The organism is Nocardia donostiensis, assembly GCF_002081715.1.
GTDB lineage: Bacteria > Actinomycetota > Actinomycetes > Mycobacteriales > Mycobacteriaceae > Nocardia > Nocardia donostiensis.
This window is the reverse complement of record NZ_MUKP01000006.1, coordinates 1-25,156: the sequence shown is the minus strand read 5'-3', so window position 1 is coordinate 25,156 and position 25,156 is coordinate 1. Positions and strand designations below refer to the sequence as shown.

Here is a 25,156-nt window from a genome sequence, read left to right as displayed (position 1 = left end):
GCCTACGGGCTGGGCGGCGTTGTGAGTGTTGTTCCCGCCGGTCGCTGGGCGACTGGTGGGATTCGGGTATCTCGCAACGCCGGATGATGTCGGTTTCTTGCTGTCGGGTGGTCGCCCGATTCTGCAGCCCATCCCGGGTGCCGTGGATATGACTGTGGCGCCCTGTATCCGGGGAGTTCTGTATATGCCCGCTGTGGTGTTTGTGCTGGCTGTTGCGGTTTTCGCGCAGGGCACGTCTGAGTTCATGGTGTCGGGACTGCTGGAGCAGATCACGGGCGATGTCGGGGTGTCGCTCGGTGCCGCTGGTTTGCTGACCTCGCTGTTCGCGGCAGGCATGGTGTTGGGGGCGCCGGTGATGGCGATAACGGCGGGCCGGTTGCCTGTCAGGTATTCGGTGGCAGCGTTTTTGGGGTTGTTCTGCGCCGCTCATGTCGTCGGTGCCGCGTCATCCGGGTTCGCGGTGCTGCTGGTGACTCGTGTTGTCGCGGCGCTCGCCAATGCGGGGTTCTTGGCGATCGTGCTGGCTGCGTTGCCGCGGTTGGTCGGCCCGGCGAGGCTCGGGCGCGCGAGCTCGGTGGTGGTGTCCGGGGTGACGGTGGCCTGCGTTGCTGGTGTTCCTGCCGGGACGTTGCTGGGGCAGGTCTGGGGGTGGCGTTCGGCATTCTGGGCCGTTGCCGCCCTCAGCGCGGCAGTGCTCGTGCCGGTGTGGGTGATGCTTGGTCGTGACATGCGCGATGGCGATACGTCGGACGGGCAGGCACGGTCGATGCGGAGCGAATGGTCGGTGTTGCGGCAGCGGCCGGTCCTGATCGCCGTCGTGACCGGGGTTCTGGTCAATGCCGCAACCTTCGCCGGGTTCACCTATCTGGGCACCATCACGACCAGCATCGCTGGGGGCGCTCGGTGGGTGCCGGTGGTACTGGCCTTGTTTGGCGTCGGCTCGTTTCTCGGGGTGGTGGTCACCGGTCGTTACAGCGACCGTCATCAGCGGCGGATCATCGTCGCCGGAGCGGTCGTACTTGTCGGTGTCTGGCTGCTGGCCGCTGCTGTGGCTGCGCATTCGATGGTCGGGGTGATGGTGATGTCGGTGGTGGCGGGCGCGGTCGCGTTCGGTGTCGGCTCGACGCTGATCGCGACGATCGTGCAGACCGCTACACCGGTTGCTCCGCGGATCGCCGGCGCGTTGGCGACCACCGCGTTCAACGTCGGTGCTGCTCTCGGTCCTGCCACTGCCGGTTTGGTCGTCGACCGCATCGGTCACCCGTCCACGGCGTTGTGGTGCAGCGCCGCCTTCACCGCCGCGGCGGTGGGTGTTGCTGTGATGGGCTGGCGTCGGCGCGTTACGAGCCCGGTCGAGCAGGTGCGCGTCGATGCACGCTAACGCTGACCCTCGGGAGACCGGCAGAGCGGATCTTCATCGACCGGGGATTCTCCAGCACCACCCGCAAGAACCGGGTCGACTCGGACAATGCACTCGCCGCGGTCACCTCGGCGGCCGCTGTCGTCGCCGAACGGCAGGTGGTGCTGACCACGACGAAGTTCGACCGGTTCGCCCGCAAGATGGCCGAGGCCGGCGACATCCTCACCGGCCTGGGCAACGAATACAGCGTCGGCCGCTCCACCATCCACAGCATCGTCGGCGGCACCGTGCGAGGACGTAACGCCCACGCGGCCGCTTTCTCCGATAGTGCCGGCGGATAGCGGGATTCCTCGAGGATCAACCCGTGAGCCAGCTCTTCGCGTGCCGACATGTGGTCGCACTCGACGAACGCGGACCTGATCGGCGAAGGTTGATGCCACACACCAAGGCTCCTGGGCCTCAGACGCCAGTCGGCCACCCTGGCCAGCCGCCTTGATCTCACCACAACCCCAGCGATGTCATTTTTCGTCTGCATTGATCACCGCTCGAGGCATCTTGTGACGCTCGAACTCACCTGGCATCGACGCCAGAACCCACCTGCCTCGCTAGTCACGACGTTGAGATTCTGAGTATGAGAGGCCGAGTAGCGGAGAAGGTGGAGCGTTGTCGAAGCCGGGTGGCGAGGGCACCGACTGGCGATGGCAACCTCAGAGTTGGCATCGGTCCTGTCCGGTCGGCTACGGTATGAGGCGATGACTACCGGGACGGGCTTGCGCCACACGCGGATGGGTTACCCGGTGCTGTTCTGAGCGTCGCGCGGGCCGGTGTCGGCCCGCTTGTCGACCGAGGATCTTGCGGTATTGCGCGGGCTCCGCCTTCGTCGCGTTGATCACAGGCCATCAACTACGACAGAGGATTCAATATGACTGCAACGTACGCTATGTCGGTCGACGTGCAGACACCCGACGGTGTCGCCGACGCATATGTCACCTACCCCGACGATGGCGCCGCCCATCCAGGAGTGTTGGTGATTCAGGACGGTTTCGGACTGCGGCCCAGCCTGCGGTCGCTGGCCGATCGTATCGCCGCCCACGGCTACACCGTCCTGCTGCCGAACGCCTATTACCGGCACGGGCGTGCGCCAGTGATCGAGTTGCCGGACTTCATCGACCCGGCACAGCGGCCGGAGATATTCCAGCAGGTCTTCCCGATGATCCGCGAGCTGACACCGCAGCTCCTGCGTTCGGATGCCGCCGCTTACCTCGCGTGGCTGGCAGCGTCGCCGCAGGTCGCCGAAGGGCAGGTCGGTCTTACTGGCTACTGCATGGGTGCGCGGCTGGCGGTAATGGCCGCTGCCATGTTCCCCGATCAGGTCGCGGCGGTGGCCGGATTCCATGGCGGACCGCTCGTCACCGATACCCCGGACAGTCCGCACCTGACCGTCGGAAACATCACCGCAGAGCTGTATTTCGCCCATGCCGGTGACGACGACCACATGACTCCGGAACACATCGCGCAGTTCGACAAGGCACTCGATGCCGCTGGCGTCCGCCACCGCACCGAGGTCTACGAGGGGGCCCACCATGGCTACACCCAGGCCGACACCTCCGCCTACGACCCCGAAGCGGCCGAACGGCACTACCGCGAACTGCTGGCCTTGTTCGACCGCAATCTGCGCCAGTAACTGAGGACACCCAACCCGGATCCGGAGTCCGATCACGCACGTCTGCCACGAGCCGGCAGCCGGTCATGCACTCCCTGCAACACTCGCAGTCCGCCAGAACATGCGGTGAGGTGAAAGCGGAGACAGCGGAGCCAGCAAAGAGCACAACAAGTTTCGTGGTGCCTCAGGCCTCGCTTCCCGAGGCGCCGTCCCCAGCCGCAATCCCTCATGCGACTTTTCCCGTCACTGGACTCCATGTGCCGAGCATGAAGTCTCCCGTTGCCCATGGTGGAGCACCCAGGCGGTCGATACTCCTGCTCGCGCTCCCCGGCGGTAACCCACCCGGCGCCAGTCGCGTTGTTGCCACAACCCTACCGATAGGTTGCTACACCACCATCTACGCGCTGATGCGTTGACCGGTTGAGCCCAAGATGCATTTGTGGGCACCGGTCGGCTGCATAAACGCTGCTCATCGGTGTTTGCGTCTCGTGCAGTGTCCAAGGACCGTCAGCACTCCGCCGAATCCTTGACCATGGGCGTCGTCGTCGAGGTAGATGTTTTCGTTGTGGACGACCGTGCGGCCTTGTTCGTCGAAGTAGAAGTCTCGGCGGATGTATCCGACGTCTATGCCTCGGGCGTCGTCGGTAGTGGCGGGGCACTGCTGTTGTGTCTGGTGGTGCTCCATGGAAGCGACGCCGTCGCTGCTGGCAAGAGCCGACTCGCTGTACCGAAGAGCCCTGGCGTGAGGGCTGGCACCGCAGAACGGTGCCGGCCCTCACGTCGCCGCAGCTCTCGGTACGTACTGCGTCAGAGCGTGCCCTGGGCGTGCAGCTTGTTGTACTGATCGATCGCGGTGGCGATGCCGACCGGGGCCCCGACGACAGCTCCACCGACGATTGCGCCCACACCACCGATTGTGCCGGCGCCGATCAGGCATCCGAAGGCAGCGGCCGGCACAGCCAGCGTCGCCAGTGATGTCGGAACGGCTACCAGGCCGCCGGTGACTGCGCCGACCGGGCAACCGATCATGGCACCTCCGACACCGCCGACCATTGCACCTACACCGGTGGCGAGACCGAAGTTGGTAGCAACTACTCCGACCGCGGCGTTGATATCTGCTTGGGGATCGCGTACCGCGTCGTCGCCTACTACGGTCGCATTCGGTGTGGTGGCCGCAGCCGCTCGCTGAGACGAAGCCTCATTCTGCGTTGCTTTGGAACCGGGGGAGATTGTCGACGTCTCTACCGCGGTCCGATCGGTACCGGCTGCCCCGAACACGACATTGCCCTGGCTGTCCGACACTTGGTACTGGCCGTGATCGGTGACAACCGTTCCGAATGGAGTGGCAATCTCCGCAGATTGAGTCGAGGGATTTCCGGAGTACTGAACACCGGGAAGTACTTGAACACGAACGGCCGGGTCCGGGCTCGATGGATCTTCGGCGTGTGCCATTCCAGCAGATGAGGCGATCGCCGCGAAGGCGGTCGCTGTCAGTGCTGTGGTCGCCGCTGCTCGGCTGATGGTTTTCATCTCGTTTCCTTCTACTTTCGGAGGGACATTTCGTAGGTTCGGTTGTCGTTGGCTGTGAACAATCAGCTCGCTGCTACTACAGAGCCTGGGGGACCACGGGCGCCTCCGAGTCAGCTACGTCTTGCTGAGCGCGGTGAGTGCGAAGGATGTCGGCGATGGCGATCTCGTCGCTTTCCGGGGCGTGGGAACGCTGATACGGCTTCGCGATCCACATACAGGCCAGTCCGGCGGCCGCGACGATCAGGAAACCGATCAGGGCGATCCATACGGCGGTGGCAATAACCAGTTCCTCGATCGGGGTGGACGCGATATCGGAGTGCGAACGAGTCAGCGCGACAACGAAGTCCGTGCTGAACATGACGGTGGTGGTGCACCCCACCACGACTCCGGAGAGGTAGATCCACGACAGGATCCAGGCATACTGCCCTTTCCAGAGCCGCCGCGCCCCTTGGTACAGGCCGCCGACCAGCGGTGATAGATACAGAAACCGAGCGCGAAATTTGACCACATGCTGTTTTTCGGTCGAAGCTCTCTCGGGAGCCGAGGACTCGCAGATGTGATCGTCGCCGGAAATTGGGCTACCCCCGGTGCTTTTGGTTGTCATTCATGCCCTCTGGATTTATGCAATATGGCCGGTGATTCGAAACGCATATGGAAAATTCCTCGCAGGAATTCGCTCGCGCGGAGATGTCGACTCGTGTACGCCGTCCCGGTAGGATCGGGTCCGCAAGCGCAAAGCATTCCACAGTCGTTGACCTGCCCCGGTATCTGATTCAGACGATGCAAATCGTGGAGCGATGTGACGGTTGCCACGTAGAAATACTCTCCGATTACGTAGCGGTGAGGCATACACAAACCGTGCAATTCTTCATGAGCAGGTTTCACGCCTCCGGCCGGCGCCCTATGCGCGCACCATAAGAATGCATCCTGGATCCGCTGAATTTCACATTCCGGATACCGGATTTCGAGCTACGGAGATCAGCGTCGAACGGAACGATCAGATCGATGTGAAGCGTTGGGTTCGGTGCTTCGCAGCACATCCGAAGTGAGCCGTGCGCGTCAGGGGAAGGCTTCGATGAAGATCGGTGATATCAACCAGCTCGGTCGCTCGGACGTCATGGTGAGTGCCGTAGGTTTCGATGGCGCGCCGATCAGCAACTTTCTGCGACCGTTCACAGACCGCCAAGCGGATCAGATGGTTGAACAGGCACGGGATACGGGTGTTCGCTTCTTCGACACCGCCCCGTTCTACGGCAACGGACCGAAGTGAGTACCGGCTCGGCCATGCGCTGCGGGAGCGTCCCCGCTCCGGATATGTGCGGCAACGAAAGACGGCCGGATAGTCGGTCCCCGCGGTAATGGTCGCACCGACGCCATTGCCCCGAGTGACTCATATGTCGATAGTTCGTCGTTCGAAGCAGAGTACGACCACAGCTACGACGGCGTGATGCGCAGTGTGGACGTGAGGCGCAGTGTGGGACAGAGTACGCAGCGCATGCTCACCGATAAGTTCGATATATTGTTCATTCACGACTGCGGCCGATACACACACGGCGATCGACAGCCGGAAATCTTCGCCCAGGCACTGCGATCAGCGTATCCGGCGCTCGAGATGCTACATGATCAGGGCGTCGTGACGGCCATCGGATTCGGGGTCAACGAGGCCGATGCATGCAGTGCGGCCTTGAAGAACACCGATGCGGACTGTCTCCTCCTGGTCGGCCGCTACACACTGCTGGAACAGGAACCGCTCGATGACCTGTTGCTCGCATGTGCGGAACGCGGTGTCGGGTTGGTGCTGGGCAGTGTGTACAACAGTGGAATCCCGGCCATCGGGCCGATCGACTGTGCAAAGTTCAATTACACCCGCGCACCGGAAGCGGTGAAATCGCGAACGGGCGCAATCGAGCAGACCTGCTCCCAGCACGGGTGCCGCTGGCAGCGGCCGCGATGCAGTTCGCCTACGCCCCCGGCTGTCGCGAGTGTATGCCTGGGCCACCCGCCGTAGAGGTACAACACTTTGGTCATCTCGCGGCCTCCTTCGCTTGGGATAGTTGGGTTTTCGGCATCGACATCGGTTCTCGCGGCGCGACCAAGGCTTCGGGTCGCAGCAGGGCAGTCACCTCCTCCGCGGTGAGCAACCCTTCCTCGACGATCAGATCGGGAACCGTTTGCCCCGACGCCATGGCGCGCTTTGCTATTCGTGCCGAAACGCCGTAGCCGATATACGGATTCAGCGCGGTGATGATTCCGATGGAGTTCGTCACCGATTCCTGAAGGCGGTCACGATTGGCACTGATACCCGTGACGCACTTGGTGATCAGCGACCGGCAGGCAGCGTCGAGATGGGTTACCGATTGGAACAGGCTGTGCGCGATGATCGGTTCGAAAGCGTTGAGCTGCAGCTGCCCGGCCTCGGCAGCCATCGCGATGGTCACGTCGTTGCCCGCCACTTCGAACGCGACCTGATTGACCGCTTCCGGTATGACCGGGTTGACCTTTCCTGGCATGATGCTCGAGCCGGCCTGTACCGGGGGCAGGTTGATCTCGTTGAATCCCGCTTGTGGACCGGAGGACAGCAAACGCAGATCGTTGCAAATCTTCGACAGCTTCATCGCGGTGCGTTTGAGCACACCCGACACCTGCATGAAGACGCCGACATCTTGGGTCGCTTCGACCAGATCGGTGGCAGTGACGAGCCGCAAGCGCGTGAGTTCCGACAATTTCTCGCATACCGTTGCGGTGTAGCGCGGATGGGCATTGAGACCCGTGCCGATCGCCGTACCACCGAGGTTGATCTCGCTGATCAGTTCCCGGGTCTCGAGCAACCGCTGCGCATCCTCAGCGACCATCACCGCGTATGTGCCGAATTCTTGGCCGAGGGTCATCGGGACGGCGTCCTGTAGCTGCGTGCGACCCATCTTCAGTACGTCGGCGAACTCTTCGGCCTTGTCCTGGAACGCTTCCGACAGCTCCTGCAGGGTGCCGTGTAGCCGGAGGATCTGGACGTGCAGCGCAATCTTGATCGCCGTCGGGTAGACGTCGTTGGTGCTTTGGCTGCGGTTGACATGTTCGAGAGGGTGAACCCTACTGTAGTCGCCGCGGGGATGCCCAAGAAGTTCGAGGGCGCGGTTCGCGACGACTTCATTGGTATTCATGTTCGTCGAGGTGCCGGCACCTCCCTGGATGACGTCAACGACGAAGCTGTCGTGCCAATGACCGTTCCGGATCTCTTCGCACGCGCCAACGATTGCGGCCGCGGTCGCGTTGTCGAGTATCCCGAGTTCTCGGTTGGTCAGCGCTGCGGCCTGTTTCACGGCGGCCAGGGCGTCGATGAAGTCCGGATGGGCCGACAACGGGATACCGCTGATCGGGAAGTTCTCGACTGCCCGGGCGGTGTGAATTCCGTAGTAGGCGTCGGCCGGCACGGACTTCGGTCCCAACGAATCGCGCTCGACGCGTACCACAGCACCGGGGACGGGTAGCGAGCTCGTCATGGAGTCTCGCGCGCTCATCGCCAGCGTCGACTCGGCGGAGCCATACGCGCCCCGGGAAGTCCCTCGTAGAATCCCTCTCCAGCACAAGAAGTGAGCTCGAGTTGCATCCCCCATGGCGTGAGGAAGTAGAACCACCGTTGACCGGCAACCGGGGCGTGCGCGTCGACACCGTTCGGCCCCTCCATCACGACCACGCCCGGAATCGACCGCACATACTCGTATCCGGCGTCGATGTCATCGACGTAGAAGCCGATGTGGTGCCCGCCTATGTCGCTGTTTCGCGGCTCCGTTGTCGAACGGTCCGGCGCTTCGTATTCGAACAGTTCCAGGTTGGTGTGCAGTCCGAGCCGGACCATCGCCAATCGGCACGTTGCCGTCGGGTCGACGTTGAGTCGACGGCGCATGCCGTCGCCGTCCGGGTCCGCGAAGGGGCCGTCATAGAAAATCAATTCACCGCCGAAATGGTCGACGAAGAACGCGACCGCCGCATCGAGGTCAGGCACTGTGACGGCGACATGATCGACCGACCGCAACGTAGGCACACCCGGCTGGTTTACACTTCCCAATTTCTTACTCCAATCAATCAGCGATACGTTCGCGCCGGTGAGCGGCGACCGAGGAATGTCGTCGTGTGTGAGAGGACGGGCGACATCCGGCAGATATTGATGCTGTTTCCAGCCTAGGTTCGACGGCTCCGTGCGCCGATGAACGAAACGTGCATGCCTGCTCCGATGCTGTGCACATCGTGAACGGGATCGGAGTGATCGGCGCCGATGTGGGGGCGGCTGACCTGTGGATCCGTCCGTACCCGGGTGGCTGCGACGCTCACGGCGGCGATTGTGCCGATCGCCGCCCACTGAACGAGGCTCAGGGTTTCTCCCAGGGGCAGCACCCCGCTCAACCCGGCAATTGCGGGACAAACCGCCATCAGGGCGCCGTACGTACTGGAGATCAGTCGCCGAATCGCGAACCATTCCAGGAGCGGGGATACAACCGATGCCAATACTGCCGTCCCGGTCCCGGGCAACAGAACAGAGACAGAGAACAGGCCATCTCCCGCGGACGCGAACCTCACTGGCGCAAAGCAGAGCAGCGCCACCGTCATCGTGGCGGCCGGAACCTGGGCACCGGGGACGGTGGCGCTCACCGGGGCATTCAGCATGAGCGTGGATGCCCACGCGCCGGCGGCGAGACGTCACGAGGGCGACGGTCAACGGCCCCAAGAACTCGATAGTCACCGCGATGCCGAGACCGACGTGCTGAACCGAGGAGTAGAGGCTGAGGTTCAGGGTGCCCATGACCACGCGGAGCCCCGCGACCATGCACACGTCGCGGCGGCTGAAGCTACGCACCTTCGGCCGCCCGATTATCAACAGGGTCGGCGCTGCGACGAGCAGCCGCAGCGCGACCACACCGACCGAGCTCACGACCGGGAACAATAGCGCTCCGAACGCCGCGTCGATTTGGAACGAAGCCCCGCTCAACACGACGGCGGTCAGGGCGGTGTAGCGACCGGTCTGTATCGCGTCAGAGTTTGCCATCTGCCGGGGCCGGAGACCCGTCGAATCGATGCTCGGACCACGGCAGCCAATCGCCGCCGTATTTGGCTGCACGCACGTCGGCCGAGCGAGCGTGGCCCTCGAAGTTCTCCAGCCGTGCCGCGCGCCCGCAGACACGCCCCAACTCCGCGCTGGCCTCCGCATCCAGAATCTCTTGATAAGTAGCGGTTTTCAAGAATTTTCCGACCCAGAGGCCGCCGGTATACCGGGCAGCGCCGAGCGTAGGCAGAACATGATTGGTGCCAATTACCTTGTCGCCGAACGATACACAGGTCTTCTCTCCGAGGAACAGCGCCCCATAATCGTGCATCTCCAACAACGCCCGGCGTGGTTCCGCGGTGAGGATCTGCACATGTTCGCTGGCGAAGGTGTCAGCGAGAGCGAAAGCGTCCTCGATCGTGTCGACCAGGTGCACTTCGCCGTGGTCCCGCCAGGCGGCGGCCGCAATGGCGCGGGTCGGCAGGTTCTGCAACTGTCGTTCGACCTCGCTGATCGTCTCCCGTCCCAGCTGCTCCGATGTCGTCACCAGCACCACGGGCGAATCGGGGCCGTGCTCGGCCTGACTCAGCAGATCCGCGGCCACGACAAACGGATCGGCCGTGTCGTCCGCGACGATGAGAACCTCGGTCGGTCCGGCGAACAGATCGATGCCGACCTCACCGAACAGCTGTCGTTTCGCCTCGGCGACATAAGCATTTCCGGGTCCGGTCAACAGGTTGACCGGCGCGATGGATTCAGTTCCCAGTGCGAGGGCGCCGATGGCCTGCACCCCACCGAGCACGTAGATCTCGTCGGCTCCTGCCAGATGCATCGCCGCCACACTGATCGCCGGCACCGCGCCTTGGTTGGGTGGAGTGGTCGCCGCGACGCGCTCAACGCCCGCGACCTTCGCGGTGACGACGGTCATGTGCGCCGAAGCGGTCAGCGGGTACCGACCCCCTGGTACATAGGCGCCAGAGGCCGTGATCGGCACATGACGGTGGCCCAGAAAGACGCCGGGCAGCGTCTCGACTTCAATATCGAGCAACGAGTCACGTTGTGCCTGCGCGAAATTGCGCACCTGCTTTTGCACGAAGGACAGATCCTCGACCACCGTCGTCGGCAGGCCTGTGACGATCTCGGCGATCTCTGCCTCACTCAGCCGGAACGAGTCGGGACTCCAGGAATCGAACTGCTCGGAATAGCGGCGGACCGCGCTGTCACCGTTTTCGCGAATGTCGTCGATGACGCGTCCTACCGTCTCGACCACCTGTGGGTTGCTCTTGTTCGCTGTTCCGGCTTCGGCGGCCGGCGCCTTCAGGATGACCGACACGTACTTCTCCCTCACGGTGGATTTCGGATTGGACAATGGATGTCGACTGAGCGGAGGATCCGCGCGACATACGTTCCAGTCTTGTGCCCGGTAGACCCGCTCGGCATACACACGATGTGAAGTAGGTGGCGTGAAACATGCGCACACTGAAAGGGATTTCATCTGGTACTCGAGACTCGACGATGCCGGCAGCGCACGCGCGCACTGTGACAGCTCACAACACAACGACCAGCGCGTGGTGCAGCGATGTCGCCTCGGCCAGCCATCCGATGAGCGCCGGACCGGCCAACATCGGGACGTAGCCGCAGCCGATCACGCGGGAGAAATCCGTCGCCGTCATCCCAGCGGTATTGCCGGCAGCCGACAACACTTGCGGCACACCGCTGGCGTTTCCGAGACCGAACAGTTCCCGACTCAGCACCGTCACAGCCAGCACCGGCGAACACAGAATTACAGTCATGCCGTTTGCAGTGAGGAAGCAACCGAATCGGACAACCCATACCGAACCCATTCGAGCGGCGTCGCGATCGATGGTGAAGCGGCCGAGCGTCATTGTGGCGACGAAGCTGGACAATGCCAGTGTCGCTGCCGGCTACGACTGTGGCCCAGCGTCGGCATCATCGAGGCATGTTCGTCGCTGGTGGAACGCACTGGCGCGGATGTCGCCACGGACCGCTCATCGGGTTGCGCCGCAGCCGGTCGATCGGCTGCGCGCCGTGGAACGGTATGAGCAGGGCTAGTCGGTGAGCTGGCCGGAGTGGCCCAGTCGCAGCGCGAGGGCAGCGACGGTGAGCGCGGGATTGACCGCAGCCGATGACGGGAACGGTGAACTGTCAGCGATCCACAGGTTATCCAGGTCGTGCGCTTTGAGGTTTGCGTCCACCACGCTGGTCGCGGGGTCGTCGCCCATTCGTGCCGTTCCGCATTGGTGCGAGGTCGCCTCGACACCGAGACTCTGGGTCATCACCACCGGGAAACCGGCCCGCCGAACTACCTTCTTCATTCGCCTGACCAATTCGCGATGCGACGACAGATTGGTCTCCCGGCGTTCCACGGTGATCTTTCCGGTGCTGTCGAGGGCGATCCGGTTCTGTGGCAACGGCAGATCCTCGCTCTGAATGAACAGGTCGAGGGTGTATTTGGTGGCTTCATCCAAGATCGGCGTCGGTACCCACGGCTTACCAAGTTTCGCCTGCGGTGCGCGCAACTTTCCCAGGCCCTGGACGTTGCCCAGGGGGTATTTGTTGTCCGGACCGGCCGCGTACCAGTCGTTGATGCCGATGGTCTTCTGATAAACGGCGTCATTCTTCTGTCGCGGATCGATCGCGACGAAGAAGGTCGTGACGTGCGCCATGTAGTTGCGGCCGACTTGATCGGACGAGTTGGCCAACCCGCCGGGGTGGGCCGAGGAGGCCGAGCGCAGCAGCAGCGCCGCGGTGTTGGCCGCACCGCAGGCGACGACGAAACGCGCAGCGCGCACAGAGATTTCGCGTCCCTGGTGACTGACCCGTGCCGCGGTCACATTTCGACCCGTGGGGTCGGTGTCCAAGCGCGTCACCTCGGCGTTGGTCAACAGCTGGACATTGGCCGATTGCAACGCCGGTCGCACAGCAGCGACATCGGCATCACCCTTGGCATCGATCATGCACGCGAACGAATCACAGGTCTCGCACAGCACACAGCCACCGCCTGGGCGCCAGTCGATCGACTGTGGCGCGGCGAATGGATGCAGGCCCTGCTTTTTCGCACTTGCGACCAGGCGCGCCATCGCCCCTTCGTGAGGTATGCCGGGGAACGGATAGTCTGTGGACCGCCAGGGGTCGGTGGGATCCTCTCCCTTGTTGCTGTGCACCCAGAACATCTGCTCTGCCGCGGCGTAGTGGGGCTCCAGGTCCGAATAACCGATCGGCCACGCGGGGGAAAGCCCGTCGGTATGCTCGACTACGTCGAAATCCCATTCACGAAAACGGGGCAGAGTGGCGCCGTAGAGTTTCGTACTGCCACCGACATAGTGGTAGTTGCCCGGAATGAAATCCTTACCCGAAACAGTGTCGAACCAGGGCGCCGAATTTTTGTAGCGCCCCTGAGTGTGGACGGCTTCGACCGACCAGTTCTCGCGCTCCCGTGGCAAGAAGTCGCCCTGTTCGATGATCAGCACCCGAGCACCGGTGTCGCGCAGTGCATAGGCCAGCGATCCACCCCCCATTCCGGAGCCGACGATCGCAATATCACAGTCCAGCACCTCGGGCGGGTCAGTGATGACCCGCTGCTGAATGGCCTGTAGTGAACGCGACATGGTGACTCCCGGGCTGACGTGGACATGTTCCCGTAAATACGGAATACACCTCGAATCTACTGCGCCCCCATCCGGGTTCCATGGCGCACTATGTGCATCGCTTCATCCAGACCTGCACAAAATGTGCAGTCGATATTCTCGAGGTGAGACCACTGCCCCTGACGGTGCGACCGCGGCTCAGCTTCGAGGTTGCCGGTTCCGGCGCTGGAGCAGATCGTGGCCGCGCACGGCGAAAACCAGAGCCTGACGAGTGTCCGGGTCATCAAGAGATCTCCCGAGCAAGGCGGTGATCCGGTCCAGTCGGTAGTACAGGGTCCGGCGTTGCACATACAGCGTCTGCGCGGCCAGTGACTTGTTTCCGTCACAAGTCAAGTAGGTGCGCAGTGTCGGCAGGAGCGGATTGGTGGCTTTCGCGTCGTGCTGCAGGATCGGCCCGAGTTCGTCTTCGATGTAGCGGGCCAGTTCCGGCCCCTGCGCCAAAGATGCCAATAACCGTAGGACGCCGAGTTCATCGAACCGGTAGACAGCCTTTTCCGGCCGGGCAGCTGCCACCGCGGCGGCGCTGCGTGCCTGTTCGACCGCTGTAGTCAGCTGATCGGCACCGACGGGTCGGCTCACACCTGCACTCACATCCAGTGCGCCCAGCCGATCGACGATCCGCTTCTCGTTGCCGGCCCGCGGTAGCCCGATAATCGCCAGAGTGTGATCGCCCAGGTCGGCGACGATCCCGGGAAGGTGCATCGCGCGGCAGAGGTCGTCGAGGGCGTCCTCACTGGTGGGCCCGGGCGGTGTCTGTTTGCATACCAGCACCGCTAGCAAGGCGCGGTTGCGTAAGTCGCGGCCGATCTTCAGAGCCCGGGTGACAAACATGTCACCGGAAATATCACCCAGGAGAAGCCGACTGACCAGCGCGTTCTGCCGCTGCGCTGCCTGGGCGCCGCTCTCTCGCGCGCCGAGCAGCGCGATCGCAATGCCATCGGTAGCACGATCCATCGCGTAAGCAGCGGTACCCGACATCGGCTCAGCGCCGTGCAGGACATGCAACCAACCCCAGCGCTCTCCGCGAAGTACCACCGGCCGCCGGGTACAGGCTTCGGCGTCGTTGGCATTCCCGGACGAGCTGTGGGAGTGCTCGTGCTCGATTCGCGAGTGATGTTCCCAGTCCGACAACATTTCGTCGGACTCGGCGGTGCCGCCCGAATACGCGACAACCTGTCTGGTGGCGTCCTCCAGTACCACCGGCCGGCCGACCTCGGCGGCCAATGCGTCGGTGAAGGGCACGTGATCACGACCGGCCAGCAGCAATTGCATGAAGGTCGCGTTCAGTCGTTCGTATGCCATCAGATCCAGCACCCGCTGATCGACGATCGACTCGTGCACCTGAGCGGATACCTCGACGAACGGCACTTCGTTATCCAGCCCGACCAAAGGTAGCTCATGCTCGCGCGCTGCTTCGATCAAAGCTTCGGGCATGTGGTCGAATGCCCGGCCACTCAGTTCGATAACCAGGACAGCGGCGCCGGCCGCGGCGATCTCATCTATGTAGCGGCGTTGACGCTTTGGGCTGTCCCCGATTCCCAGTCCAGCGGTCAGTAACATTTCCCCGCCGGTGAGAAATCGAGCGATATCGGGCACCTCGGTTGGATGCACCCATCGAATCGGTTGTGACAGGTTCGATTGTCCGGCGTACAACTTCAAACCAGTGCGACTGAACACCTCGAGTTGTAACGCGGCTGCGACGGTCATGGTCATACCTGATGGTCTCTTGCCTTCCACGAGGGTTGCTCCGTCCCATCCTGTGCACAAATTGCAGATTCTTATGCGCAGTGTGAGTATAGGACAAGCGTGCCCCTCTCGGCAGACTCTTCTGTGAAGGCAATCACAGACTGCACGGTGTGCTCTCGCGCTGCCGATTCGAGGCTTGTTGAATCCGCTCAGTAGTGCGGGAGCGCCGGCAGCGACTCACCACGCGAGCCGTCAGTCATATAGTCGAAGGAAGATCATGTCGGACATCAAGGGGCCGCCACCGGCCACGTCCGCGGATGACGCGCATCTGCGAGTTCTGGGATACGAAGAACAATTCGACCGCAAGATCAATCTTTGGTCGAATTTCGCGCTCGGATTCCTCTATCTGTCGCCGCTGGTCGGTGTCATCGCCTTGTTCGCGCAGGGCCTGTCGACAGGCGGGCCGCCGTCGATCTGGTGGATCGCCATCGTCGCCGCGGGACAACTCTTGGTCGCACTGGTGTTCGGCGAGATTGTCTCCCAGTTCCCGATTTCCGGGGGGCTCTACCAGTGGGCACGGCGGCTCTGGAACGGGCGATACGCATGGGGGCTGACCTGGATCTACATCGCGGGCGTGATCATCGGTATCACCACGACCGCGATGTTCAGCGCAGATTTCGTCGCGGCACTGATCTTCGGCTCGGCCTCCGATCCCGGGGCTTCGTCCACGCCCGGGGAGCGGCTGATCATCGCGCTTGTCGTGGTCGCGATCGCGCTGGCGCTCAATGCCACCGGCAGCAAAACACTGGCCACCATCGCGAAGATCGGCCTGGCGGCCGAACTCGCCGGTGTGATTGCGGTGGGACTGTTCCTTCTGCTGTTCCGGCGGCAGAATTCGGTATCGGTGCTGTTCGACACTATGGGAACCGGTCACGGCAGCGGCTATCCCACTGCGTTCCTGGCCGCGTCGTTGACCGGGCTGCTGCTGTTCTACGGCTTCGAAGCCTGCGGTGAGGTCGCCGAGGAAACCCCCAATCCAGGCCGGACCATTCCACGATCGATGGCACTGACCGTCGTCGTCGGCGGTGCGTCGGCGTTCCTGGCCTATGCTGGGTACATACTGGCCGCACCGAATCTTCCGGAGATCGTCACCGGCAAAGCTACGAACCCGGTTCCCGAGATCCTGCAGAACAGCCTCGGCACAGTCGGCACCAAGGCGTTCCTCGTCGTGGCCCTGACCTCGTTCCTCGCATGTGTGATGGGCCAGCAGGCCGCGGCGAGCCGGCTGATCTTCTCCTTCGCCCGTGACGGGATGTTCCCCGGAAGCACTCTGTTCTCCCGCGTGACGCGCTGGGCGAAAGTCCCGTTGACTTCGCTACTCGCGGTCAATGTGATACCCATCGGGCTGTTCGTGTTCCTGTATTTTGTGCCCGATGCCCTGTTCAGGGTGGCGGCGTTCCAGATGCTTGCTGGATACGTAGCATTCCAGATGGTGGTACTCGCGTCGATCCGAGCGCGTGCTCGCGGATGGATCCCGGCCGGGCGTTGGTCGTTGGGGAGATGGGGCTGGCCAGTTTCCGTCGCAGCAATCACCTATGGCATCTTCTCGATCGTGCTGCTGGCAAAACCCGCAGCTGACACCCAGTTGGCGTTCTACGATCGCTGGGTCGCCCTGATCGGATTCTTGATCGTCGCCGCGGTTGGTGTCTGCTACATGTGGTTCGCGAAGCCGTACAGGCACTCCGCCGCACCCGAAGGCGACGCGATCGAAATCGCAAACCGCCTACGTGAACTGCGAACCACCGCCGCACGTGAACATCCCTCTACTGACGACGATCAATACGACATCGAAATCGAAAGGACCCTCAATGCCTAGGCTCAACGGCGGACAGGTCATCGCCCGGATACTCAAACAATATGGCGTCCCCTACGTAGCCGGCATCCCCGGACACGGCATCTGGGGGTTGATGGACGCATTCCTCGAAGAAGAATCCAACATTCCGTTCATCCAGACCTACCATGAGCAGAGCGCGGTCCACCTCGCCGACGGATACTATCGAGTCTCCGGTAAACCCATGGCCGCTGTAACCTCGATCGGCGCCGGCGCCTCGAATACCGTGCTCGGTTTGGCAACCGCATACAGCGATTCTACGAGCGTTCTGGTCATCACCGGCGGCCCCCCGCGGCACATGCGCGGCCGCGGCATCCTGCAGGAACTGGACCGACAGAAGGACAACGGCTTCCCACAGGTCGCCGAAGCCGTATCCAAGCGCAGCTGGGTCGCGAACAGCATCGAGGAATTGCCGTTCATCATGCACCGCGCCTTCAGCACCATGCTCACCGGACGGCGCGGTCCGGCCCATATCGAGGTCCCCTACGACCTGCATGCCGAGACGGCCGAGGTGTCCCTGCACGACCTGGCGCACCGGCTGCCCGTAGGTTTGCAATATCCCGACCCCCAAGCGGTGGAGCGCGCCACCCGGCTGCTGGCCTGCGCCGAACGTCCGATCATCGTCGTCGGTGGTGGAGCGATCAGCGCGAACGCTACCGACGAAGTCCTCGCTCTCGCCGAAGCGTTGAGCATTCCCGTGGTGACCACATGGAACGGCAAGAGCGCCTTCCCCGAGGACCATGAACTATTCGTAGGCAGCGTCGGGCAAACCGGCACGATACACGGCAACTATCTCGCCGCCAACGCCGACGTGGTCCTGTCGGTCGGCTGCCGATTCACCGACTGGTCCGCCTCGAGTTACACACGCGGGAAGTCATTCTCCTTCCCCCCGGCCAAACTCATTCACATCGATATCGACCCGCACGAGATCGGAAAGAACTACCCGACCGAGGTCGGTATTGTCGCCGATGCCAAACCTACGGTCGCCGCCATCGTCGACTCGCTGCCACCGGCGCGTCCAGACAGGTCGGCGTACCTGGCCGAGATCGCCGAGCGCAAGGCCGACTGGGAAGAGCAGTTGTCGGCCCGGCGCGATACCGACCGGTTCCCCTTCACTCTGCAGCGCCCACTCGGCGCGCTACGGAGTGTGATGGATCGCAGCGGCATCGTCCTGGTCGGTTCCGGCAACACGCAGGGGGCGGTGAAACAGACCTTCCCGGTTTACGAGCCACGCACCCATCTGACCACCGGCGGGTTCTCGTCCATGGGCTGGCCGGTACCTGCCGCTATCGGCGCCAAGCTCGCCGCCCCGGACCGGCAGGTCGCATGCATTGTCGGCGACGGCGACTTCTTGATGACAGCGCAGGAAATCGGTGTAGCCGTCCAGCACGAGATTCCGGTTGTCTTCGTCGTTCAGGACAATTCCGGCTACATCTCCATCCGGGGTGGTCAGAAGCAAGCCACGGATCGTCATATCGGCACCGAGTTCAATCGCACCGACGGCAGCCCGTACAGCCCGAGCTTCAAAGATCTCGGGAAATCATTCGGGTTGGAATCATTCCGCGTCGACTCACCGGCGGAGCTCGAATCCACGTTTCGCAAGGCCTTCGATTCCAAGGGGCCGGCGTTGGTGGAAGTCCCCACCGACCGCGACCTTGCGAGTCCGTTCGTTCCCGGCTGGCTGGACTTTCCGCCACTGCCGCACATCACCGACGAGCGGCAAGACGAGTACCGCCGCCTCCGCGGCAACGAGCAACACATATGAGTAATGCCGATCAGCCATCGCACTCCGGTCGTGCGGTGGCTGATCACGGTCTCCGAAGGCAGACGGTTTGTCACCGAGAAGTCTCAGCAACCCCGCCGAGGAAGTCGGGTGAGGTACTTGTCCACCAGTTCCGGTTGCTCGAGATGCGGAAAATGACCGCCCTGTTGGTGATCAGCGAGTCCGTGACGAGTTCGGCTGCGTAGAGCCCTCCGATCAATCCATACGCAGACGGCTTGCTCGAGGTCGGTGGCGGAAACCAAGTGTGCTGGTGCGCCAGCGGCAATCCTGCGGGTCGGGCGGTGCTGGTGGTGCACGGTGGGCCGGGCAGTGGGAGCAGCCCGGGGCCGCGTCTTCGCCGCGCTGGCCGAGTTCATCCGTGAACTCATCGGCGACGGGATTCACGAGGGCCTGACTGCTGCCCGAGCTCGCGGGCAACGGCTCGACCGGCCATCGGCCACGTCCGCCAAGCAGATTCCGCAGACGCGTGCGCTGCTCACCAGCCTCATCGGCCCCGGCAACAGACCGACGTCACTGAGCCAGCCTGTCATCCCTGACCCGAGGTAACGTCATATCCGTTCCTTTTCCGCGCGAGTTCTACCGGAACCCCAACGTCTGCTTCGGGCTTTGCACCGCGTCGTGGCGATGTCGGGTGACGCCTCACATTTGCCCGGACTACATCGTCGGATTACTGCAAGCGCAGGGTCGGCTGCCAGGTAGCTGGCTGCAGCCGAGAAATCTCGAACGGAGACACAATGATCTCGCATGAAGTCCAGATCAGGGAGTTCCTGGAGAGCCGCACCAACGCACAGCGGTCCAAGGACATCGATCGCCTCATGTCTTTCTATTCACCAGACATCGTCTATTACGATGCCGTTGCGCCCCTGCGGTTCACGGGTCCCGACGAAGTGCGCCGCAACTTTGTGCGATGGTTCGACGGGTACATCGGCCCCATCGGCTTGGAGACCCACGATTTGACCATCGTCACAGCTGAAGACACAGCTTGTGCTCACATGCTTCACTTGGACTCGGGAAAGCGCCGGGGCGGGATCGAACTGCCGATATGGGTGCGCGAGACAGTCTGCCTGCGACGGACGAACGACGCCTGGGCGATAACGCACGAGCACATCTCGCTTCCGGTCAACCCGGCGAATTTTCAAGTCTGGTTCGCGTCCGAAAAAGACTCGCCCGCCCGAAGGGGTGGACGAACCATATTCGGGCTGGTCACAACCAGCTTGCTCACGCGTTTCGGCCTGCGGCGGAAAGCGTTTGAAAGATTGGAGTGACAAACCCGCCCTGAGCCCGTCTTGCCTCCAGGGGATCGGAATCCTGCTCGGGCCAGGTGGGCGGCGGTTCGTCGGATGCCATCGGGATCGCTAGGCCGATCATCGATCGAGTCGATCATGCGCGCGGCCGAGACCTCGCCGAGGCGGTCGAATGCGAGCAGACGCTCCATGTCAGCGTGTAGAAGCCCGACGGGCGCCCCAGCAGGCCCGTCTCGGCAGAGTCGGACTCGCCAAGCTAGCGAGGCGTGCGCAGGAGCGGGTCTACCTCGTGCGCATGGTCGTCTCACCTCCACAAGGACACGCGAGTGGGAGCGGGGAACGGTCGATGGCGTTAGCTGTGCCGCCATGCGGGGTTCAGTCGGATTTCGATGTTGCCGGATGTCGTCTCCGGCGCCGGGTCGGCGGTCACGCGGACTCTCATGGGACGGCCGGTGTCGGTCTCGACGAACGACAGGGGTGGGTGGCCGTTCGGTTCCTGAAATCGCATCACCAGGCGGGGGGTATCGCGTCGGCGGGGGAGCGCGGTACTGATCCCGACGCAGGGCGAGCCCAGTTTTCGCTGGCTCATCGTTCACGAAACCGAGGTTGCCCCGGGCTGAGTGGTCCCGGCCGTTGCCCGGGTCGCGACGAGCCGGCCGTTTTCAGTCGCTGAGCAACCGCCACATGGCGAGGGCGAGCCTCACGATCACGGCTGCACTGACACAGAGCGCCCGATTTCGCCGATAAACGACACCGGAATTCACTGGCACAACCAGGATCAGCGCTGGTCTGGCCAACCGGCGGTCGGCGCACCGACCAGAGGGGGCCAGATCACGTGGGTCGATTACCGGGTCCCGTCAGTCTGGCCCAGGCGCGCAAAGCAAGAGCGGCTCGGGCATTCGAGCGACTGAGCCGGTCGCTGGTGAGCTCCCATGGGGGCACGTGGCCGTCCTGTACCGCGTCGGCCCATGAGGTCGAGCAGGTCGTCGCAGCTGTCCACTGTGGTTATCGACCCGATGGACCCGTGCGAAGGGTCGTTATCGGCTCCGGCGCGGCGGCCCGATGCGGCGGCGTCACGGCCCGGGGTTGCCGGAAAGTGTGCGGACCGCGTCGGTGATGCGAGCGGCGCCGGCCGCGGCGACGGGGTCGAGCAGCCACTGCAGCACGGCGCCGTTGATGAGGGACAGCGATACCGAGCCGACTGTCGCCGCCTGTTCGTCGGTCACCTCCTCATGGGGAATGCCGAGTACGAGCGCGGATAGGTCTACGCGTCCCCTGGTGTAGGTGTTCTGCAGCTGGTCGCGTATCTCGGGAATGAACTCGGCCTGCGCGAAGGCCTGCACGCTCGCGAGGATGATCTTGCGTTCGTCAGGGCCGGCGGCCAGGATCCCGCGGACGAATTCTTCGAGGCGTTCGGTCGGTGTAGGAGCGTCGATCTCTTCGACCGCGCCGGTGATCCGATCGCCCCATTCCTCCACCAGTTCCACCACGGCTGCATTGAGCAGGGCATCTTTCGAGCCGAAGTGGTACCCGATCGAGGCGAGATTCGCGCCGGAGGCGGCAGCGATATCACGTGCCGTCGTATGTGCGTACCCGCGCTCGATCAGGCAGGCCCGTGCTCCCGCGAGCAGTTGCTCCTTCTGGCTCATGCGGAGAGGGTATCCCGCCGGTAGCCATGCTAAACATACGTATGTATTGTACGTATGTATGAAAACCGAGATCGGAGCCCATTCATGACAGATGCACCAGCCCTGCTCGCTCCGCCGCCCCATGCGCCGGCGATCCCCGTGACGGTCGACTGGGACCACGTCGGTCGCCCGGTCGAGACGGTGCTCACGACCCATCTCTGGACAGCACCACCGCTCGCGCGTGGCGCTGCCGCGCACGACCGCGCCTTCGAAGCGCTGCGCGACCTGCGCGTCGACTACGCCCGATTCCTGCCGTGGTTCTCGAACCCACTCGTCTCGGTACCCGCGCTCACCGCCCCGACCGATACGGCCACCTCATGGGATTTCGGGCGGCTCGACCCGTACGTGGAGGACTTTGTCGCCGCCGCCGAGGGGCGTCCGGTCGTCGCCAACTTCGCGACCATTCCGCACTGGATGTTCGTCGGCGGCGACGAGGTCGAGATCGGGGACGACCCCGACGTCGACCACTGGGACTACGAGCGCGGCACCGAGTTCCGCGACGAGACCCTCGCGGAGGTGGCCGACTACTTCTATCGCATCGCCAGTTGGTATATCGCCGGCGGTTTCCACGACGAGCACGGCGTGTGGCACGAGTCGGGCCATCGCTACCGCTTCGCGTATTGGGAAGTGCTCTGTGAGCCCGATCTGAACCGGGGGATGAGCCCGCAGACCTACACGCGCCTGTACGACGCCGTTGTCGAGCGATTGCGCCCGTTGGATCCCCAGATGCGTTTCATCGGCCTGTCGCTCAGCCACGTACACCACAACCCGGAGTATTTCTGGTACTTCCTCGACCCGGCCAATCACGCCCCGGGTATCCCGCTCGACGCCTTCTCGATCCACTACTACGCCTCGCCCGATATCGTGAACCCGTTCGGCCCAGAGGGGAATCCGGCGCCGCAGACATGGGAGTCGACGTTCTTCGCGCAGGCCGAGGGATTCCTCGAGCAGGTGCGGTACATTCGGTCGATCGCGAAGCGGTTGTCGCCGGACACCAAGATGCTGCTCAACGAGATCGGCACCTATCCGTCCGACATAATGAATCCGGTCACGCAGTTGCCGGCGGAGTATTGGGCGTTGAGCGCGACCGTGCACACCTATCTCTGGGCCCGCTGTCTCGATCTGGACATCGCGCTGTTCGGCGTGGCCGAATTCAACGGCTACCCCGGCATGATCCCCGGAACCTCTCTGGTGGACTGGGAGACCGGGGAGCCCAACGCCAGGTACCACGCGACGAAACTCATGGTCGACCATGTCCGGATCGGTGACCGCCTGCTGCCGACCGACACCGGACATCCGGGCTTCCCGGACCCCCGCGTGCACGCTCGGGCGGTCGTGGCCGCCGACGGAACCCGCATGATCGTGTTGGTCAATAAACGGGGCGTGCCGGTGGAGCTCGAAGTGACCGACTGGCCGGATCGCTCCGTATTGCGCTCGGTGGACGCCGAATCGCCGACGGGCGCTCCGCGGGTACTCGACGTGCACGGTGGCCGGCCGACGCTGCCGCCGTACGCCTGCGCGGTACTCATCGCCCCACCCGCCTGACGGGTGATGCCGCCGGCGGTTGCGCGGAAGGGCCGGGAATGTCTCCCGATCCGGTCGGCCGCGTCCGCACCGCCCGGACCTCGGCTCGATCGGATGGTCTCGTCCTCGATCGAGGGGCGACCGGTCGAGTCGGGTTTGGCGTCGGCGCCGGTGGTAGGTGCGTCCGATCCAGGTCACGATCGACCGGTGACCAGCGGTATCCCGTTCGCATCGGCCGAGAGAGCCCAACTTGGCGCGGTCGACCGGGCTGCGGCCGGTCAGTGAGCCCCTTCTTGCATGCACGCTCGCCGCGTCCAGGATCGCCGCACTCCAGTCGAGGTTGCCGGCTCGGGTTCGCCTTTTCGGGCCGGGCACAGCGACTGGATCCCGTACCCGGCCAGTTCGGCCTCGAAACCGGCACCAAATAGTTCTTGTCGCAGATCAGGGGTCTGGCCCGGCTGGTCATAGGCCAGAGTGGGATCGGTTTCGAGGATCGCCGGCAGAGTCTTGCGTTCGTCATGCCCGTAACAGAGCCTGTCCGTTCCGGGTGAACCCTGCAGAATGGGAGTCGCTTTGCCTGCGGCCCCGCAAGGTTGACCCGGAATTCTGTGTCTGCGTACAGGAGCACACGCTTGCGCTGGCCGAGATCACCTGGCATGACTATTTCCCATGCTGGCGAGGGAAGGATCTGTCGGGGAGTACCGGCTGATGCGTCAGGGTGGTGGTCGGGGTGGTTTCGCACATGTCCGGGTGGTTCTCGCTCACGCCGATCCAGCGGATGGCTGCGCTGTCGTCTGGGCGGTCGATGCAGCCGACACTACGTCCGCGCAACCAGAACGGGACGCGAAAGAAGCAGCCGCGGCGCTCGCAGGAGCCGCTGATGCTATCGATGCGCTCGGCAGGCTCGGTGTCGACGCTTCCGGCTGGACGGTGCGGTTGATCTGGGCCGGCATGAACTTGGTTGATACCGAGCCGACGGCCATGCGAGCGGCGGCTTGCGCTGCCACCGCAGCCGCTTTCGGTGCGGCTGACCAGTTCCAGGTGACATACGACAACGGTTGGCAGTGCCATCCCTTGACCTGACCGCTGCCGCAGGACCTGCCGGACGAGAGCAGCAAGCTACCACGCTGCCAACCCACAGCCCGTAAGTTGGCTGAACCCATCCCACCGCGGGCTGAGTAGCGGCCCTTCCCGCTGGACCGTTCTACGTCCTGAGAACCCGCGACCTATGTCCAACCTCCGCAAACCCACCCCTCGGAATCAATCACCTAGGGCAAGCATGGACAGCACGGTCCAGCGGTGCCAGGAGGTTCAGCGGCGGACTTGGTGCTGGTCGAGGCCGGCCAGTCCCTTTCCGGATTGGAAATCTTCCTCCACGCCCCAGCTGGCACGAGACAGCAAGTGCTCTATGGCATACGGAGTGGCATGCTCGGAGTGTTCCGAACCGAAGCTCTAGAGAAGATGCAGGCCGAGACAGGCCGAACAACGCACCCAGTGCTCGGGAATCGGGTGGGGCCAAGGGAACCCATGAGGAAGGACCTTCTCCATGGCACCGCACTCGGGTCGGCTGCTTCCGGCGGCTACGGCGTGGGCTACAGGTGGCCCGCTCGAAACAATGTTGAAATTCGAGTACGGATTGCCGGGGTCTGGTGGAAGTGGTGGGTCCGCGACCGCCACCCGAACGTTCCCCCAGAACCACGTTTCGTAGACCACCGCTTGATCGTACCCAGTACTCCAGCCGTCGATCATGATCGACGGCTGGAGTACTGGTTGCCAACCCTCGTAGAGACGGTAAGCACCCCAGAGTAAAACCGCTGGTAGTCGTGGTGGTATTGGTGGGTTTGGTCGGCCGCTGGTCCAGTCGGGCGGCCGGAGGCTCATCGGCTTTCCGGGATTCCTGTCTGTGAGCTCATTTCCCGGGTGAAGACGACTATGACGTCGTCGGTGCCCAACCGGAAGCTTGTTGCCGGTCCTGTGTCTACTGAGCATCCGGCGGCGATCCAGACCGCTGTTCCTCGGAAGCCGAGTCGGATGGCCGATGGCACTCGGATCGCGCCGCTGGGATCGTGGTCCCAGCAGATATC

At 63.4% G+C, this 25,156-nt stretch carries 23 protein-coding genes, 1 pseudogene and 1 riboswitch; of the genes and pseudogenes, 10 read left to right on the top strand and 14 right to left on the bottom strand.

All coding sequences use genetic code 11. The annotated features are described in order from the left end of the window. Nucleotides 1–184 precede the first annotated feature (184 nt). The 3 genes from B0T44_RS05645 (at nt 185) to B0T44_RS05635 (ending at nt 3,044) form a co-directional block, all read left to right on the top strand. Complete coding sequence (locus tag B0T44_RS05645) at nt 185–1,381, top strand: Cmx/CmrA family chloramphenicol efflux MFS transporter (RefSeq protein WP_077115485.1); 1,197 nt, start codon at nt 185–187, stop codon at nt 1,379–1,381. A gap of 140 nt (nt 1,382–1,521) precedes the next feature. Next, entirely contained in the window at nt 1,522–1,701 is a 180-nt protein-coding gene (locus B0T44_RS27840; protein WP_245839552.1) for a hypothetical protein, read from the top strand. A 581-nt stretch (nt 1,702–2,282) separates the two neighbouring features. Next, on the top strand, nt 2,283–3,044 hold the full coding sequence (locus B0T44_RS05635) for a dienelactone hydrolase family protein (RefSeq protein ID WP_077115415.1): 762 nt from the start codon (nt 2,283–2,285) through the stop codon (nt 3,042–3,044). 267 nt (nt 3,045–3,311) lie between these two features. Continuing rightward, a riboswitch (ZMP/ZTP riboswitch) is annotated at nt 3,312–3,389 on the bottom strand. 103 nt (nt 3,390–3,492) lie between these two features. Here the strand turns inward: B0T44_RS05635 and B0T44_RS05630 are convergent. The 3 genes from B0T44_RS05630 to B0T44_RS05620 form a co-directional block, all read right to left on the bottom strand. Next, nucleotides 3,493–3,708, bottom strand: coding sequence for a hypothetical protein (locus B0T44_RS05630; RefSeq protein WP_077115416.1), 216 nt, complete (start codon nt 3,706–3,708; stop codon nt 3,493–3,495). A 122-nt stretch (nt 3,709–3,830) separates the two neighbouring features. Continuing rightward, nucleotides 3,831–4,553, bottom strand: coding sequence for a hypothetical protein (locus tag B0T44_RS05625; RefSeq protein WP_077115417.1), 723 nt, complete (start codon nt 4,551–4,553; stop codon nt 3,831–3,833). A 76-nt stretch (nt 4,554–4,629) separates the two neighbouring features. Continuing rightward, nucleotides 4,630–5,061 (bottom strand): hypothetical protein, encoded by a 432-nt coding sequence (locus B0T44_RS05620; RefSeq protein WP_077115418.1) that lies wholly within the window; start codon nt 5,059–5,061, stop codon nt 4,630–4,632. A gap of 567 nt (nt 5,062–5,628) precedes the next feature. Here B0T44_RS05620 and B0T44_RS05615 point away from each other — a divergent pair. Together B0T44_RS05615 and B0T44_RS05610 are read left to right on the top strand one after the other, a co-directional pair. Then, nucleotides 5,629–5,823 carry an aldo/keto reductase gene (locus B0T44_RS05615; RefSeq protein ID WP_077115419.1) on the top strand — a complete coding sequence of 65 codons (195 nt, stop codon included), beginning with the start codon at nt 5,629–5,631 and terminating at the stop codon, nt 5,821–5,823. 177 nt (nt 5,824–6,000) lie between these two features. Next, nucleotides 6,001–6,561 carry an aldo/keto reductase gene (locus tag B0T44_RS05610; protein WP_077115420.1) on the top strand — a complete coding sequence of 187 codons (561 nt, stop codon included), beginning with the start codon at nt 6,001–6,003 and terminating at the stop codon, nt 6,559–6,561. A gap of 16 nt (nt 6,562–6,577) precedes the next feature. On the opposite strand, the gene aspA is transcribed toward B0T44_RS05610, so the two are convergent. The 7 genes from aspA to B0T44_RS05575 all read right to left on the bottom strand — a co-directional run bounded on the left by aspA (nt 6,578) and on the right by B0T44_RS05575 (nt 14,963). After that, on the bottom strand, nt 6,578–8,068 hold the full coding sequence (gene aspA, locus B0T44_RS05605) for an aspartate ammonia-lyase (protein ID WP_081511651.1): 1,491 nt from the start codon (nt 8,066–8,068) through the stop codon (nt 6,578–6,580). Next, complete coding sequence (locus B0T44_RS27490) at nt 8,065–8,592, bottom strand: VOC family protein (protein WP_217697447.1); 528 nt, start codon at nt 8,590–8,592, stop codon at nt 8,065–8,067. Before B0T44_RS27490 ends, aspA begins: the two co-directional genes overlap by 4 nt. Nucleotides 8,593–8,729: 137 nt before the next feature. Continuing rightward, nucleotides 8,730–9,197, bottom strand: coding sequence for a DMT family transporter (locus tag B0T44_RS27485; protein ID WP_217697448.1), 468 nt, complete (start codon nt 9,195–9,197; stop codon nt 8,730–8,732). Between the two features lie 380 nt (nt 9,198–9,577). Then, entirely contained in the window at nt 9,578–10,921 is a 1,344-nt protein-coding gene (gene hisD, locus B0T44_RS05595; RefSeq protein ID WP_077115423.1) for a histidinol dehydrogenase, read from the bottom strand. A gap of 214 nt (nt 10,922–11,135) precedes the next feature. Next, a complete protein-coding gene (locus B0T44_RS05590) occupies nt 11,136–11,381 on the bottom strand; it encodes an MFS transporter (protein WP_139347702.1) in 246 nt (81 codons plus the stop codon). A 276-nt stretch (nt 11,382–11,657) separates the two neighbouring features. Then, complete coding sequence (locus tag B0T44_RS05580; RefSeq protein ID WP_077115426.1) at nt 11,658–13,217, bottom strand: FAD-dependent oxidoreductase; 1,560 nt, start codon at nt 13,215–13,217, stop codon at nt 11,658–11,660. A 177-nt stretch (nt 13,218–13,394) separates the two neighbouring features. Continuing rightward, complete coding sequence (locus B0T44_RS05575; RefSeq protein ID WP_217697449.1) at nt 13,395–14,963, bottom strand: PucR family transcriptional regulator; 1,569 nt, start codon at nt 14,961–14,963, stop codon at nt 13,395–13,397. A gap of 256 nt (nt 14,964–15,219) precedes the next feature. On the opposite strand from B0T44_RS05575, the gene B0T44_RS05570 reads away from it, so the two are divergent. The 4 genes from B0T44_RS05570 (at nt 15,220) to B0T44_RS05555 (ending at nt 19,881) form a co-directional block, all read left to right on the top strand. Further along, a complete protein-coding gene (locus B0T44_RS05570) occupies nt 15,220–16,818 on the top strand; it encodes an APC family permease (protein ID WP_077115428.1) in 1,599 nt (532 codons plus the stop codon). Then, a complete protein-coding gene (locus B0T44_RS05565) occupies nt 16,811–18,598 on the top strand; it encodes a thiamine pyrophosphate-binding protein (RefSeq protein ID WP_077115429.1) in 1,788 nt (595 codons plus the stop codon). Before B0T44_RS05570 ends, B0T44_RS05565 begins: the two co-directional genes overlap by 8 nt. 327 nt (nt 18,599–18,925) lie before the next feature. Beyond that, a complete protein-coding gene (locus tag B0T44_RS27480) occupies nt 18,926–19,162 on the top strand; it encodes a recombinase family protein (RefSeq protein WP_217697450.1) in 237 nt (78 codons plus the stop codon). 188 nt (nt 19,163–19,350) lie between these two features. Then, on the top strand, nt 19,351–19,881 hold the full coding sequence (locus B0T44_RS05555; protein ID WP_077115430.1) for a YybH family protein: 531 nt from the start codon (nt 19,351–19,353) through the stop codon (nt 19,879–19,881). Between the two features lie 1,052 nt (nt 19,882–20,933). Here the strand turns inward: B0T44_RS05555 and B0T44_RS05545 are convergent. Then, entirely contained in the window at nt 20,934–21,509 is a 576-nt protein-coding gene (locus B0T44_RS05545) for a TetR/AcrR family transcriptional regulator (protein ID WP_077115431.1), read from the bottom strand. 84 nt (nt 21,510–21,593) lie between these two features. On the opposite strand from B0T44_RS05545, the gene B0T44_RS05540 reads away from it, so the two are divergent. Then, nucleotides 21,594–23,093 carry a hypothetical protein gene (locus B0T44_RS05540; RefSeq protein ID WP_077115432.1) on the top strand — a complete coding sequence of 500 codons (1,500 nt, stop codon included), beginning with the start codon at nt 21,594–21,596 and terminating at the stop codon, nt 23,091–23,093. Nucleotides 23,094–23,311: 218 nt separating this feature from the next. Here B0T44_RS05540 and B0T44_RS26305 read toward each other — a convergent pair. The 3 genes and pseudogenes from B0T44_RS26305 to B0T44_RS27475 all read right to left on the bottom strand — a co-directional run. Continuing rightward, nucleotides 23,312–23,420: pseudogene (locus B0T44_RS26305) on the bottom strand (IS5/IS1182 family transposase); the annotation flags it as partial. 312 nt (nt 23,421–23,732) lie between these two features. After that, nucleotides 23,733–24,143, bottom strand: a complete 411-nt coding sequence (locus B0T44_RS26960) for a hypothetical protein (protein ID WP_139347703.1) — start codon at nt 24,141–24,143, stop codon at nt 23,733–23,735. 806 nt (nt 24,144–24,949) lie between these two features. Beyond that, on the bottom strand, nt 24,950–25,156 hold a 207-nt coding region (locus tag B0T44_RS27475), incomplete at its 5' end, for a hypothetical protein (protein ID WP_217808764.1).

Excerpts from the sequence above, each read along its gene's own strand:
- B0T44_RS05615 (WP_077115419.1), top strand. The coding sequence starts at position 5,629 with ATGAAGATCGGTGATATCAACCAGCTCGGTCGCTCGGACGTCATGGTG.
- B0T44_RS05565 (WP_077115429.1), top strand. The coding sequence starts at position 16,811 with ATGCCTAGGCTCAACGGCGGACAGGTCATCGCCCGGATACTCAAACAA.
- B0T44_RS05580 (WP_077115426.1), bottom strand. The coding sequence starts at position 13,217 with ATGTCGCGTTCACTACAGGCCATTCAGCAGCGGGTCATCACTGACCCG.
- B0T44_RS05545 (WP_077115431.1), bottom strand. The coding sequence starts at position 21,509 with ATGAGCCAGAAGGAGCAACTGCTCGCGGGAGCACGGGCCTGCCTGATC.
- B0T44_RS05555 (WP_077115430.1), top strand. The coding sequence starts at position 19,351 with ATGATCTCGCATGAAGTCCAGATCAGGGAGTTCCTGGAGAGCCGCACC.
- B0T44_RS26960 (WP_139347703.1), bottom strand. The coding sequence starts at position 24,143 with ATGGCACTGCCAACCGTTGTCGTATGTCACCTGGAACTGGTCAGCCGC.
- B0T44_RS05630 (WP_077115416.1), bottom strand. The coding sequence starts at position 3,708 with ATGGAGCACCACCAGACACAACAGCAGTGCCCCGCCACTACCGACGAC.
- B0T44_RS05540 (WP_077115432.1), top strand. The coding sequence starts at position 21,594 with ATGACAGATGCACCAGCCCTGCTCGCTCCGCCGCCCCATGCGCCGGCG.
- B0T44_RS05625 (WP_077115417.1), bottom strand. The coding sequence starts at position 4,553 with ATGAAAACCATCAGCCGAGCAGCGGCGACCACAGCACTGACAGCGACC.
- B0T44_RS05635 (WP_077115415.1), top strand. The coding sequence starts at position 2,283 with ATGACTGCAACGTACGCTATGTCGGTCGACGTGCAGACACCCGACGGT.
- B0T44_RS05570 (WP_077115428.1), top strand. The coding sequence starts at position 15,220 with ATGTCGGACATCAAGGGGCCGCCACCGGCCACGTCCGCGGATGACGCG.
- aspA (WP_081511651.1), bottom strand. The coding sequence starts at position 8,068 with ATGAGCGCGCGAGACTCCATGACGAGCTCGCTACCCGTCCCCGGTGCT.
- B0T44_RS05590 (WP_139347702.1), bottom strand. The coding sequence starts at position 11,381 with ATGACTGTAATTCTGTGTTCGCCGGTGCTGGCTGTGACGGTGCTGAGT.
- B0T44_RS05575 (WP_217697449.1), bottom strand. The coding sequence starts at position 14,963 with ATGACCGTCGCAGCCGCGTTACAACTCGAGGTGTTCAGTCGCACTGGT.
- B0T44_RS05610 (WP_077115420.1), top strand. The coding sequence starts at position 6,001 with ATGCGCAGTGTGGACGTGAGGCGCAGTGTGGGACAGAGTACGCAGCGC.
- B0T44_RS05645 (WP_077115485.1), top strand. The coding sequence starts at position 185 with ATGCCCGCTGTGGTGTTTGTGCTGGCTGTTGCGGTTTTCGCGCAGGGC.